This is a genomic window from Paenibacillus sp. FSL E2-0151, assembly GCF_037993015.1.
Lineage (GTDB): Bacteria > Bacillota > Bacilli > Paenibacillales > Paenibacillaceae > Paenibacillus > Paenibacillus amylolyticus.
Genome location: NZ_CP150308.1, coordinates 2680166 through 2693026, shown reverse-complemented (window position 1 = coordinate 2693026; position 12861 = coordinate 2680166). Strand labels below are relative to the sequence as shown.

Annotated in this window: 13 protein-coding genes; 1 reads left to right on the top strand and 12 read right to left on the bottom strand. The window is 47.1% G+C overall.

Going from position 1 to position 12861, the window contains the following annotated elements; translation table 11 throughout:
- Positions 1-35: 35 nt before the first annotated feature.
- The 5 genes from MHI55_RS12435 to MHI55_RS12415 form a co-directional block, all read right to left on the bottom strand.
- Positions 36-746 carry a hypothetical protein gene (locus tag MHI55_RS12435; protein ID WP_340390138.1) on the bottom strand — a complete coding sequence of 237 codons (711 nt, stop codon included), beginning with the start codon at positions 744-746 and terminating at the stop codon, positions 36-38.
- Complete coding sequence (locus tag MHI55_RS12430; protein ID WP_340390136.1) at positions 743-1798, bottom strand: ATP-binding cassette domain-containing protein; 1056 nt, start codon at positions 1796-1798, stop codon at positions 743-745. Before MHI55_RS12430 ends, MHI55_RS12435 begins: the two co-directional genes overlap by 4 nt.
- Before the next feature lie 6 nt (positions 1799-1804).
- Complete coding sequence (gene argS / locus MHI55_RS12425) at positions 1805-3535, bottom strand: arginine--tRNA ligase (protein WP_340390134.1); 1731 nt, start codon at positions 3533-3535, stop codon at positions 1805-1807.
- Between the two features lie 535 nt (positions 3536-4070).
- A complete protein-coding gene (locus tag MHI55_RS12420) occupies positions 4071-4406 on the bottom strand; it encodes a four-helix bundle copper-binding protein (RefSeq protein ID WP_036609230.1) in 336 nt (111 codons plus the stop codon).
- Positions 4407-4479: 73 nt separating this feature from the next.
- Positions 4480-5598, bottom strand: a complete 1119-nt coding sequence (locus MHI55_RS12415; RefSeq protein ID WP_340390132.1) for a GTP-binding protein — start codon at positions 5596-5598, stop codon at positions 4480-4482.
- A 171-nt stretch (positions 5599-5769) separates the two neighbouring features.
- On the opposite strand from MHI55_RS12415, the gene MHI55_RS12410 reads away from it, so the two are divergent.
- Positions 5770-6288: a MogA/MoaB family molybdenum cofactor biosynthesis protein gene (locus MHI55_RS12410; RefSeq protein WP_340390130.1), complete on the top strand. Its 519-nt coding sequence runs from the start codon at positions 5770-5772 to the stop codon at positions 6286-6288.
- A gap of 77 nt (positions 6289-6365) precedes the next feature.
- Here MHI55_RS12410 and MHI55_RS12405 read toward each other — a convergent pair whose 3' ends face one another.
- From MHI55_RS12405 to MHI55_RS12375, 7 genes are all read right to left on the bottom strand, one after another.
- Positions 6366-6920 (bottom strand): hypothetical protein, encoded by a 555-nt coding sequence (locus MHI55_RS12405; RefSeq protein ID WP_076249791.1) that lies wholly within the window; start codon positions 6918-6920, stop codon positions 6366-6368.
- Positions 6921-6994: 74 nt separating this feature from the next.
- Complete coding sequence (locus MHI55_RS12400; RefSeq protein ID WP_036670422.1) at positions 6995-8014, bottom strand: acryloyl-CoA reductase; 1020 nt, start codon at positions 8012-8014, stop codon at positions 6995-6997.
- A gap of 111 nt (positions 8015-8125) precedes the next feature.
- A complete protein-coding gene (locus MHI55_RS12395; RefSeq protein WP_036670421.1) occupies positions 8126-8779 on the bottom strand; it encodes a hypothetical protein in 654 nt (217 codons plus the stop codon).
- A 397-nt stretch (positions 8780-9176) separates the two neighbouring features.
- Positions 9177-10631: a nicotinate phosphoribosyltransferase gene (locus tag MHI55_RS12390; RefSeq protein WP_036609243.1), complete on the bottom strand. Its 1455-nt coding sequence runs from the start codon at positions 10629-10631 to the stop codon at positions 9177-9179.
- Between the two features lie 197 nt (positions 10632-10828).
- Positions 10829-11386 carry an isochorismatase family cysteine hydrolase gene (locus tag MHI55_RS12385; protein ID WP_340390128.1) on the bottom strand — a complete coding sequence of 186 codons (558 nt, stop codon included), beginning with the start codon at positions 11384-11386 and terminating at the stop codon, positions 10829-10831.
- 67 nt (positions 11387-11453) lie between these two features.
- Positions 11454-12257 (bottom strand): NUDIX domain-containing protein, encoded by an 804-nt coding sequence (locus MHI55_RS12380; protein ID WP_036609248.1) that lies wholly within the window; start codon positions 12255-12257, stop codon positions 11454-11456.
- A gap of 78 nt (positions 12258-12335) precedes the next feature.
- A complete protein-coding gene (locus tag MHI55_RS12375; protein WP_036609249.1) occupies positions 12336-12740 on the bottom strand; it encodes a PaaI family thioesterase in 405 nt (134 codons plus the stop codon).
- Positions 12741-12861: the final 121 nt, after the last annotated feature.

Here is a 12861-nt window from a genome sequence, read left to right as displayed (position 1 = left end):
AAGAGCAACATTCAAGTTATCGGGAAGCGCGTCTTCTAACTCCGCAGATCTCTTCTTCTGGACAGCCACACATGGATGATGAGTAACACCGATGCATAGAGCACAGTCCACAGCATAACCGAAACAAAAGAATCCATCTTTGATTCATCAAATAACATCATCTCACGAACCAGATAAAAAGCTGGCGGAAGAATGCGGCCAAGCCATTCTAACGATTCAGGCAAACGTTCACTTAAGGAACCTTGGATAAACGATAGTAATAATACAATAATGAGAGCAGGCATACTTCGACTAAGCAAGGGAATGTACGATTTTTGAAAAAATACACTGATGCCCAATCCCAGCAACGATAACCCCAGATGTCCTAACCAAGTCATCATCCACTCCTCACCTGTAGGTTGTTTCTCGAACATTCCCGCGAACACGGGATACAGCACAGTGATTACGGTGAGCATGAATTGCATTATCCAGGCACAGATGAGTTGACTTGTTACCACCTTACGCCTGCTTCCTGTATGAAGGACAAGTAATTGATACTGCTTAGCAGGTTCGGTATTCATCACCATTACTCCGAGCCAAGCAGCTGCCACAAATAACAGCATAGCCGTGACACTGTAACTGTCCGCAATAGGGTTGGGTTTGTAGGAATAGATCAGCAGCATGGCGATGATATAAAAGATAACCGGTGCAAAATATTTCTGTGAGCGAATGTGATGCCTTAACAAATATCGGGTCAGATAGATCATTTGGCTTCTCCCCCCGCATCATCCATGGAAGAGCTTAAGTCCACAGATTCTGTGACACCTCTACGACTCGCATGTACAGCTGGATGTTGTCCTTCCAGCAGACTTTCCATATGTAATTGACTTTCTTCCTGTTGTACAGACACAACCGAACCTCCGGATGCCAGAATCATTCTGAGGACATCATCTGTTGATTGTTGAACCACTTTCCAATCCCACAACCAGGAATTGGATTTCTCCGAGCTTGTATTACGAACTAAAGACAGTACTCCCGGTTGTTGTATATCGGATAGATCGTTAACCAGATCCTCTCCAGCTTTCGTCAGACTTTGAATACGTACAACGGGTTCGCCAGCTTGAAGTATATCTTCACGACTCCAGTAGCGGAGCACGCTGCCTTTTTTCAACACAATCACATGGTCTGCCAAACGTTCAATTAGCAACGGTTCATGACAAGCTGTAACGATGGATGTCCCTTCATCCTTCCATTGTCCCAATAAGGATACCACTGCCTCTTGAGCTGGAATATCCAAGCCTGATAAAGGTTCATCCAGCAACAAAAGACCACCCGGTCCAGGTAACAAGGCCTGAATCAAATTTACTTTTTGCAATGTGCCCGTGGATAATAAGGGTAACTTCTGATCGATCGCGGTATCGAGATATAAAAGTTCACTAAGTTCTCTAATCCGCCCACGCAGTATTTCGGGGCGAATGCCCCGAATCCGTCCCATGTCCCACAAGTACTCTCCAGAAGTAAAGGGTAAACGTGGCAGGCCATCTACTGCATACCCATCAGAACCCTTCATTGTGCGCTGGATCGATCCTGTATCGGGTAACAAAATACCTGCCAACATACGTAGCAACGTACTTTTGCCAGAACCGTTTCTGCCAATAAGTACAGCACATTCTCCCTGCTTCACTTCCAGATTAATTTCATCAAGTACTTGAGCATTACCTAATCGCTTGCTCACTCGTTGAAGCAACATACCTCGACCTAATGAGTCTGGTACATCTTGATTGGCTTTCTTGAAAAGTCCACGTTTACTCCATATCACCTGGGATCACATCCGCTCTGGAGCTTGCACACCTAGCAAATGTAAACTGTACGCGAGGCGTTCGGCAGTCCGTTTGGCCAATGCCACTCGGAAGGATCTTACATCAGATGACGCATCCGCAATCCGTTCTGCGTGATAGAAACGGTTGAATGCTTGAGCGACATCTATAGTATATTTGGCAATGACCGAAGGCTCATTCCGATGAATCGCTTTTTCCAAATACTCGGGATAATCACCAAGCAGTTTCAGCAATGCCCATGAGGTATCTCCGATAGGGGATAGAGTGGTTACTGTGTTATTCTCACCTTCCGCAAGGTTGGGTTTAGTCAAAGGGTTTTCATTTTCCACGCGGATCGCCTCTTCTGCCTTGGCAAGCACACTTTGAATCCTGGCATGGGTATACTGCACATAAGGTCCGGTCTCTCCTTCAAAACTCACCGCATCCTCCAAGGAGAAGTCCACATCGTTTAACCGATTATTACGCAGATCACCGAAGACAATGGCACCTACACCAACAGCCTCAGCCACCTTCTGAGGGTTCTCCAGATTCGGGTTTTTCTCCTGAATAATCTGCAAAGCACGAGCGACTGCCTCATCCAACACTTCCTGCAAAAAGACGACTTTACCGCGGCGGGTAGACATTTTCCGTCCCTCAAAACGCATTAATCCAAACGGGATATGTTCACACTTCGCAGACCATTCATGACCCATCCGGGATAGGACCGCAAATACCTGACGGAAATGTAACTTCTGCTCGCCTCCGACCACGTATAACAACCGATCTGCCTTCATCACCTCATGACGATAGACTGCCGTAGCCAAATCCCGAGTAGGATAGATTGTTGTTCCATCTTTTTTGATAATCAGGCACGGAGGCATGTTCTCATCTTCCAGACGTACCACGAGTGCTCCATCACTCTCTTCAAGTAAACCTTTTGCCTTCAGTTCTTCAACCACTGCACCCATCTTGTCATTGTAAAAGCTTTCTCCCAGCGTATGGTCGAACTGTACATTCAGACGTTCATACATCCGGTTGAATTCCTTCATGCTCACTTCCACAAAGAACGCCCATAACCGCTGTGCTTCATCATCCCCTTGCTCCAGCTTGCGGAACCAGTCGCGTGCCTCAATCTCCAGAGAAGGATCGTTCTCCGCCTCATCGTGGAAGCGCACATACAGTTCCAGGGACGTACGGATCGGGTCTGCCTGCAACGCTTCATCATTGCCCCACCGTTTGTACGCTGCGATCTGCTTGCCAAACTGGGTTCCCCAGTCTCCCAAGTGATTCACACTTACGGAGGTATAACCCGCTTCGTTATACAGCCGATACAGTGCTGCACCGATTACAGTAGAACGCAAATGTCCAATTCCGAAGGGTTTTGCGATGTTAGGGGAAGACATATCAATTACAACACGTGAACCTTGACCAAGCTGAAGCTTACCAAATGCCGCATTCCCCAGTTCTTTCAGCAGATTCGGCGCGAGCTTCTCCCGATTAAAACGGATATTTACATACGGCCCGGCGGGAGTCGCTTCAATTCCAGATGCCTGCAATCCCGTTGCGAGCTCAGTTGCAATGACTGCCGGTGCTTTCTTTAATGACTTCGCTAATGCAAAACAAGGGAATGCTGCATCACCCATCTCCGCCTGTGGTGGGACTTCCAGTAATCTCAGAACCTCTTGTTCATTCAATCCCGTTAAAGGGGCAATATCGGCCGCAGCCTGCTTCATCAACATGTCAAACACTCCTTATCCATTCATTATTGGCTGAAAATAAACACAAAAAAAGCTCTCGTCTCTAAATAAGAGACGAGAGCTGACTTAACAGTTCCCGCGGTACCACTCTAGGTGAACAGCTTACTCTTAATATGCATCAACATGCATACCAGTAGAACCTGTTCCGCTCGATGCGTATAACGGTCGCAAGCCGGATTACCCTCAGACAGATATGGCCTATCCCAATCGGGATACGTACATCTTTTCGGATAACCATCTCACGGGTGCGGTTCACTCAGGTCATGTCATACCGGCTTCCACCTCTTCCGGCTCGCTGTCATGTATGGATCTGGCTACTCTCCCGATCATTGATATTCTTCGTTTCAATTCATTGCCATCATTATACATACCACGATCAGACTTGGCAACCTACATTAAAAATCCCCTACTGAAAGGCAACACATAGGCACATCGTCTCAGATGCTTGTGTTCACTGCCTTCCCTTAGGGGACAACGGTCATTATCGGTTTAATTATATATTCCAGTGAAATAATATTTACGCTACTGCTGCCATCAACCGGCAAGCTTCTGCACATCTGCGGCAAGCCTCTGCACATGCTTGGCAGTGATCATGGTGGTGTTTGCCACACTCAGCGGCGCAAGCTTCACAAGCTTTCACACACAATTCGCATATTTCAGCAATGAAATCACTTCCACGCGTCATCGCTTGTGCAGCAAAACTGCAGATCTCCGCACATTCCCGATTCAAACGAATGCAATCACGCAGCATCGCCAGATCATATTCTTTCAGACTCGATATGTAACATACGTTGCATGCATTCATGCACTCCAGGCAAGCATCGATACATTGTTGATATTGTTGTTGTGTCATTTAAAGTTACCTCCCAGGCAAAGTTTGCTATGCATCTTAATACCCAGTTCGGAGGAATATTGAATCATCTAACCTACTTTATCGCTTCCAATTCCAGTAATTGGTCACGAATGACAGTTTGGTCAAAATGTTCACCTATAAACACAGCAACATTAGGGACCTCTCCCTGAGGTGTGATCTTCATGTAATCCGATTCACGGTAGGCATACTGGAACCAGAAACGGCTCGCCGTGTCACTAAACGATAAGATGCCTTTTGCTCGATACACATCCCGTGGCAAAGCAGATACAAATTGTTCAAACGCCTCACTGTTCACCGGATGACTGAAATAATGCGTATACACCATAACATGTTCGTGTGAGGCATGAGGAGCAGAATGCTCGTGACCGTGGTCATGACTATAGCTATGAGATGCGTCAGTATTCGTAGCATCGCCTTGGACTGTATAATCTGTATGCTCATGTCCATGATTGCAGCCATGTGTACCACAGGTTTCCGTATGCACATGATGCTCTTGGTGAGCCGGCTTGCCTGCTTCAGAAGCTGAATCACGTACGTGCACGTCTGCCCCGCTGCGAAGCAACAGATCCATCTCCACCTCACATTTGACCGTAGGGATTACAGGTGCGAAACCATTCCATTTTGCCAAAAGCTGCTCCAGATCTTGCAGTTCCTGTGCACTCACCCGATCCGTTTTATTCAAGAGAAGCACAGACGCACAACGAATCTGCTCCTGCATTAGCTTGAAGGTCTGCCCCTTCTGCTCCTGATACAGACCAGATAGATGTGCTGCATCCACAACCGTAATGAGACTTTTCAGTTCCAATCGCATGTAAAGTGAAGTCTCAGTTACTGCATCCAGAATCTCCATTGGATTCGCCGCACCGGTTGCTTCAATGATGATCACATCAGGGGATTCCTCCTGAACGAGATCGGCAAGTTGCAATCCCAAGTCACCACGTACGGTACAACAGATGCAGCCGCCTAACATCTCTGTCATCGGAACGGTGGAATCCACAATCTGACCATCCAGATTGACATCGCCTAACTCATTCATAACCACTGCGGGGCGCAAACCCTGCTGTTGCCAATGTTCAATCAACTGAACAAGCAGTGTTGTTTTTCCACTCCCCAAAAAACCTGACAGTATATATACAGGTATGGATTGTTCTTTTATAATCGTTTCATTCATGCGTATACACCTCTCTGATTGTCCTTCTTGTAACCTAGTCTATCTATATCTAGCGAGTGTACACCATCCCGCATTCGTTGTGCAATAACGTTCAACTCTTCCCCAGTACATTGCCTGATTCTAACGGATGGTCTATGCTATGAGGACATGTTGATTGAAGGAGGAAGTTTCATGACTAATTCAGTGGAACAACATCGCCAGGAAGCCCCTGACACGGTATCGTGCATGATTGTTACAGTGTCTGACACACGAACTAAAGACACCGATACCAGTGGCCAGCTCATACACCAGCTTTTGAATGAAGCGGGTTATCAGATTGTTGAATACATCATCACACCAGATGAGACGGAGAACATTCGAAGCATCCTGCAAGATGCAGCTGTTCGTGATGATATTGAAGCCGTGTTACTTAGCGGCGGAACAGGGATTGCACCCCGAGATACAACTTATGAAGCAGTATCCTCATTACTCGACAAGGAACTCCCGGGCTTTGGTGAGATCTTCCGTTTTCTCAGTTACACCGAAGATATCGGTTCCGCTGCCATCCTGAGCAGAGCCGTCGCTGGAACGATTGGACGAACAGCCGTATTCTCCATGCCGGGTTCCAAAGGAGCCGTCAAATTGGCCATGGAAAAACTCATTTTGCCCGAGCTGCGGCATGTGATGCGTGAAATATATAAACCCGTCTGAAAGATCAGACGGGTTTTTCGGGTTTATTTTTTAGCTGTACGGTAAGGATTGAAAGTTTTCTGTGCTCCCATCTTCTCTTACCTTAGTTGCCCCAACACATGTTGGAACACCTGCATAACATCCTGTTCATACTTGTCCTTTTCTCCACCGGAAGCTGTATATACGAGTGAGACGTACCCTTTGCTACGAATCGTTGTCCGGCCAAGCGCATTCTCCAAGACAGCCTCATCACGATTCTCACTATACATTTGTTTCATGCTGGCCGCCCGGGTTGTCGCATCACTGAAAATATGGACTTTCACGATGTGTCTGCCACTTCCATTCAACAAATACATATAAGAGATCCCGCCATGGTCGTCATCGGCAGACATGTTATTCATAAGTTGAATGCCTTTTGCTTCAAAACTCTTACTGATCTCACTCACCAATTCACCGTTTAATCCGTGTCCTTGACTCTGTGCCCGCACATTTCCTTCATCCGTCGCTTCGCGCGTGTAGACCTTCCGCTCCTGCTCAATGGATGATGCCGAACAAGCCGCCAGGGACCAGACACTCGTGATCAACACACCACTTACAAGTACCGACTTCATTGTTTTTCCAACCAGACTTCGCCCTTTTCTAGCAAACCACATGCCAATCCTTCCTTTCCAGCCACGTGTGCTGTGACCCAATCAGGTAGAATTAGCATGTCTAAGGACTTAGAATCTTATGCGGATGGCAGATCTGATATTGTATTGACCACCGTACGACCCACTGCACCACCTTGGAGTATCGTCTCCAGCGTAAGAGGCAATTGATCTAGAGAGATCTCCCGGATTCCCAGTTCCAGCGCGCGCTCTGGTTTCCATTCTCCGCCGAGCAGTTTCCACAATCGTTCCCGACGTTCCATCGGACAATATACAGAGTCTATACCAACAAGCTGGATGCCACGCAAAATAAACGGAAGTACCGTGGATTCAAAAGCTGTGCCTCCAGTTAACCCGGATACCGCTACCGCACCTCCGTATTGAATCTGTTTCAATCGCTCCGCAAGAGCCGGTCCTCCTGTTGGATCAACAACTCCCGCCCATAGCTGTTTCCCCATGGCTCCTTTAGCTGGAGCATCAGCTTCTTCACGAGTAATAACCTCTGAGGCGCCCAAGTTTCGGAGCAATGACTCCTCCTGATCCTTCTTGCCTGTGCTGGCTGTTACTTCAAAACCAAGTTTCGCCAGAATGGCAACTGCCATACTGCCAACACCACCCGTTGCACCCGTAACCAGAATCTTGCCCATCTCCGGTGTCACTCCAGCCTGTAACAGCGCATCTACCGAAAGTGCAGCCGTAAAACCTGCAGTTCCAATTGCCATGGCTTCTTTCTCATTGAGACCTGGTGGCAGAGGCACCAGCCATTCACTGCGCAGACGAGCATACTCGCTGTACCCTCCGTAATGGGATACGCCAGGTTCAAATCCTGTACTGATAACCCGATCTCCTGGTGCAAAACGTCCACTGACCGACTCCTCTACCGTTCCTGCCAGATCAATTCCCGGTACCATCGGGTACTCACGAACGACACCGCCTTTGTCAAGGGTAGCGAGTCCGTCTTTATAATTGACACTGGAATACTGCACCTGTACCGTTACATCTCCATTTGGCAGATCTTCCTTCTTCAATTGCTCTATAGCAGCTTTCACTCCGCCCTGTTCTTCTTTACGGACCACATATGCGTTAAAATGGTTTATCATCTATAGCCACTCCTCTTTTGGATTTTATATATTTTTCCATTAAGCACATGAATTGTTCGCATTCAGGCTTAACGGCTCCGTTTACCTATGGAATTCTTCAAATATTGATGATCAAACTCTGTCTCTCCTGAGCGTCAACAGATAGATTAGTGGACCCACAATAGGGATGATGCCTGCCGCGGTCCAAGCTGCTGAACGTCGACTCACTTTAGTATCCCTGTATATCGCAATCATGGAAAGTAAGGTCAGCAGTACAAAATCAATCGTCATGATATGTACAAAGGCAGATTGATTGAATGCTTCCATATATACATCCGGATGACCTTGCGTCACGGCATAGAATGCTGCCCCCAGCGTTAACAGCAGAAGGACTACATGCGTCAGCTTGTGGGCTGCTACCCGTCCAATTCCCGACTCCCGCTGACGACCAAAATGTAAGTTTGCGTAACCCGAAGCTCTATTTGCGGATGATGACCATGCATAATAGGGAAGAAGGGTAAAAGCACCCAATCCGAAAGAAAGTATAACAAAAGGCCAAGCCGGTACACGGCCACCTCGTTCTTTCACAGATGTTCTTAACAGCATACAGGCATAAACTGCCGGGAAAATACCTAACCACGAAAATACCGTAAGTAACCAGGGCTCTTTGCTTTGCATTGTAATCAGTTCTTTGAATATCGGATCACTTCCAGGTGACTGCCCCGGTGCCAACAACAATGCATAGGCAATAAAAGCGATCCAGACCAGTCCTAATATCCATCTCATGTCTGCACCTCCTCTTACTTTCATCCCCTACAGCTACGGGATTGAAACAATGCGATGCAGAATTTGGCGGCTCCTGCGCTTTCCCGAGAAATAATTACTACTTTTCCCCTACAACCTCTTGAATTGGGCATGACTATTTCCAGTATAGCCTGTTACCATGGCAGTCTGTCCATGAGATTTCTTACATCACTGGTCCACCTCATCGGGATCATATAGAATAACGTCTATCAACTGTCGACGTACTTTCACAGAAGACAGAACGCGTATAGCTGAAATTACTTCTTGCGATCATCGAATTGTTCAACTCCGCTAAGAACGTATACATTTTATAGGCATCAAAAAGGCATAAGCCAGTATACCTCACTGGTTATGCCTCTCTGTAATTCTTATGTGTGAATTATTCCTCTGTGGATTTCACATGTTCCGCAATGAGCTTCTGCTTCATATTCCATGCCGCAGGGCTGATGTTCACACGGTAGATCTCCGGGTTGAGCTTCCGTTGGTATTCAGGCCAGAAGAGGTTCATCTGTTCCCGGTGGTACGCCCGAATCTCATCCAAATTAGGCAGTTCATACACTTTACGTCCATTCACAAAGATTGGCTCCAGCATATTCACCGCTTCGTAGCGGGTAACCGTCTTTTTCAGATAAGGGTGTAGCGGGTTGAACAGCTTGAGCGGTCCGCCCTGTAGCGGCTGCTCTTCCTCTGGATAGCAGATATAATCTGCAATCGCTTTGCCATGTTTCGGATCAATGATCCGGAACACTTCCTTTTTACCTGGAGTGGACACCTTTTCAGGATTGGCAGATATTTTGATCGTAGGCAGCATGGCACCGTCCACTTCACGCTCCACCAATTTGTACACTCCACCCAAAGATGGCTGGTCAGAAGCGGTAATCAACTGTGTACCAACACCCCATGTATCAATCCGTGCTCCTTGAGCCTTTAGGTTGAAAATCGTGTTTTCATCCAAATCATTAGATGCAACAATTTTCACATAATCCAAGCCAGCCTCATCCAACATCTGACGTGCCTGAATCGACAAGTACGCTAGGTCACCACTGTCGAGACGAATGGCATTCATCTTTTTGCCTTGGCTCTCCAACTTCTTGGCTGTCTTGATGGCGTGAGGTACTCCACTGTTCAATGTGTCAAAGGTATCAACCAGCAGCGTAACCTGATCAGGCAACACTTTGGCATACACGTCAAACGCCTCCTGTTCGCTCATAAAGCTCTGTACCCAGGAATGGGCATGAGTACCTGCTGTTGGGATTCCGAAGCGCTCTCCGGCCAGCATATTAGACGTTGCATCGAAGCCTGCTACATACGAGGCACGTGCGCCCCAGATGGCAGCATCCGCTTCCTGCGCACGCCGGGTGCCGAATTCGAGCAACGTATCCTGCTGCGCTACCTGTTTGATCCGCGAAGCCTTGGTTGCAATCAACGTCTGATAATTCATGAAGTTAAGTATCGCCGTCTCCACCAATTGTGTCTCCATAATGGAGCCTTCTACCCGAATGAGCGGTTCGTCAGGGAAAACAATTGCACCCTCCTTCATGGAATGAATTGTCCCCTGAAATGAAAACTGGAGCAACTCTTCCAGAAAGACCGGATCGTAATTTTCCTCTTGTTTGGATAAAAATTTGATGTCGTCCATCGTGAACCGAAGCTGGCTGATATAGTTCACAATACGTTCCAATCCGGCAAATACCGCATATCCGTTGCCAAAAGGAAGCTTACGGAAATAGGCTTCAAATACCGCCTTCCGCTTGTGAGTACCATTCACCCAATGGGCGTACATCATATTGATCTGATATTTATCCGTATGTAAAGCCAGGCTAGTTGTCTGCATTTGTCTCATCCTCTCTGACTTCCGCTCGTGCCCCCAGATTTGAACTGTGAACACGGGTTAACATATGGAGACTTATTCTTCATGATTCTGTTCATCCGTATTAAACAAACAAGTCTCCCGTAAAAAACTCTATACACCATTCACCACATTCATCCGGTTCCTAACATGAGGTCAACCAAACATGACTATGGAGTAAATTAAGCCAAGACTGTCTCGTTCGCCTTAACCACCGAAGCACCCAGGCTGGAACGAAAATGTCCAAGTGCCCACTCATGCCCTGCCGGATTGAAGCTGGCAACGGCATCTTCGTATACCGTAATATGAAAACCTTTATTGTAAGCGTCCACTGCGGTATGCAATATGCAAATATCCGTGCATACCCCAATCAGTGCAACATCCGTAATACCACGTGCACGCAGTCTGAGTTCCAGATCGGTCCCACAGAATGCACTATATCTGGTCTTATCCATCCACTGTATATCTGTTTTCCGTTCTTCCATCACTCGGGCAAGACGACCATATAACTGTCTTCCCTCCGTATTTCTGATGTTATGAGGTGGGAAAAGTACAGTCTCCGGGTGATAAGGATCATTTTCTTCGTGTAGATCCACAGCCATGATTACCTCATGTTTGTTCTTACAGTAGGCCTCGGTTACAGCTGCAATCGTCTCTTCGATCTCTACTGCTGGCTGACCTACAGGCAAAGAACCTGTCACAAAATCCTTCGTAAAATCAATGACAATCAGTGCTTTCATCGTCAACACTCCCTTAGCCCAGAAATGGTTGATCCTGATTCAATCAGATTGACACATCTACACCTTATTACGTGTAGATGGACAGGCGTGGTACGAGTTCTGTAAAACGATATAACTGCGCCGGACGCTGCGAGTACTGGTTGGAACTCACCAGGTTCCCCTCTTCATCTCTTACTTCTTCCACAATGCCTTTACGGCTGCGGGTAGACGTAATCTTGCGAATGAAGTTTGGTTCTTCAAAATCCGGTACAACACTTTGAATAACCTGATATAATTCACTTAATGTAAAATCACGTGGCAGGAACTGACGAGCAATCGTCGTTTCCAGCATCTGCTGTTGAATACGTCGATAAGCATCTTCAATGATTGTTCTGTGATCAAAGGCCAGTTCCAGTTCTTGCAGCGCCTCCTGAATCGTGAACAACCCAACATCCTCAGCATCATCTGCCGCTTGGCGTTGATCCAGCATCCATTCTTCTACAAGCGCGAAAAATGCGTGTGAGATAATCCAGCCCCTCGGGTCACGACCCGGCTGACTGTATACATTCAAGTATTCCAGATGTCCACCGTCTACACCTGTCTCTTCCATCAACTCACGCTTCGCTGCACCGTAGATGGATTCATTCTCCTGACAAAATCCACCGGGTAATGCCCATCTGCCTGCAAAAGGCCAGCCTTTGCGCTTGATCAGCATCACTTTCAGTTCCCGAATGGGAAGTGTCTTCGTCACCGTCTTGCGCTCCCGCTTGGTTAAGGTGAACATAACGATATCCGCAGGAACACCATCGGGGGTACGATATTTTTGGGAACTATAAGCACGTGCTGCTTGTTCGTCGCTCTCTGCATTGAAGTGTTCGTAGTTTTCGCTCATGGGCACCACCGACTATTTTCATTTTGATAATTTCATTATGACATAATAATATCTTTTGTCAACCGCAGGATTCATGCGTTACGTTCTCGGGCGTGCTATGCGGAATGTCGCCGTAGCCATACATCCCAACGTGCCCGATGCATCACGAACCTCAGATTGAGTCGTAACACTGCGTCCTGCTTGATGCAGCACCGTAGCTGTCACCGTTAATTCCCCTTGTTTCATTGGTGCGAGAAAATGTACGTTCAGATTTGTTGTCACACAGCCGTCCACTTCCATTGCTGCTGTTGCAACCATACCCATCGCCTGATCCATCAGTGAAGTTAATACACCCCCATGAATAATCCCCATGGAGTTGGTATGATGTTCGCCTGCTGTCAACGCGATCTGTACTTCTTTGCCGTCTCCTTTAATATAACGACAACCTAGAAATCCCCAGAATCGTCCGTCTCCGTCTTCCACCATTTTGTCCAAAATACTCATTATTCATTTCTCCTTTATTCACTGTACGTATCAAGCTCTCTTGATGTCATGTGCCTTTATCATTAAAAATCAGCCGCGCCACACAAAATAACCCCACAGCGTGGAGCTTTGCTTGGAATTA

What these genes read in the sequence shown, in the direction of transcription:
- MHI55_RS12380 (WP_036609248.1), bottom strand. Translation starts at nt 12,257, where the DNA reads ATGAGCGAAAACTACGAACACTTCAATGCAGAGAGCGACGAACAAGCA.
- MHI55_RS12385 (WP_340390128.1), bottom strand. Translation starts at nt 11,386, where the DNA reads ATGAAAGCACTGATTGTCATTGATTTTACGAAGGATTTTGTGACAGGT.
- MHI55_RS12390 (WP_036609243.1), bottom strand. Translation starts at nt 10,631, where the DNA reads ATGCAGACAACTAGCCTGGCTTTACATACGGATAAATATCAGATCAAT.
- MHI55_RS12400 (WP_036670422.1), bottom strand. Translation starts at nt 8,014, where the DNA reads ATGATAAACCATTTTAACGCATATGTGGTCCGTAAAGAAGAACAGGGC.
- MHI55_RS12435 (WP_340390138.1), bottom strand. Translation starts at nt 746, where the DNA reads ATGATCTATCTGACCCGATATTTGTTAAGGCATCACATTCGCTCACAG.
- argS (WP_340390134.1), bottom strand. Translation starts at nt 3,535, where the DNA reads ATGTTGATGAAGCAGGCTGCGGCCGATATTGCCCCTTTAACGGGATTG.
- MHI55_RS12415 (WP_340390132.1), bottom strand. Translation starts at nt 5,598, where the DNA reads ATGAATGAAACGATTATAAAAGAACAATCCATACCTGTATATATACTG.
- MHI55_RS12375 (WP_036609249.1), bottom strand. Translation starts at nt 12,740, where the DNA reads ATGAGTATTTTGGACAAAATGGTGGAAGACGGAGACGGACGATTCTGG.
- MHI55_RS12395 (WP_036670421.1), bottom strand. Translation starts at nt 8,779, where the DNA reads ATGAGATGGATATTAGGACTGGTCTGGATCGCTTTTATTGCCTATGCA.
- MHI55_RS12420 (WP_036609230.1), bottom strand. Translation starts at nt 4,406, where the DNA reads ATGACACAACAACAATATCAACAATGTATCGATGCTTGCCTGGAGTGC.
- MHI55_RS12410 (WP_340390130.1), top strand. Translation starts at nt 5,770, where the DNA reads ATGACTAATTCAGTGGAACAACATCGCCAGGAAGCCCCTGACACGGTA.
- MHI55_RS12405 (WP_076249791.1), bottom strand. Translation starts at nt 6,920, where the DNA reads ATGTGGTTTGCTAGAAAAGGGCGAAGTCTGGTTGGAAAAACAATGAAG.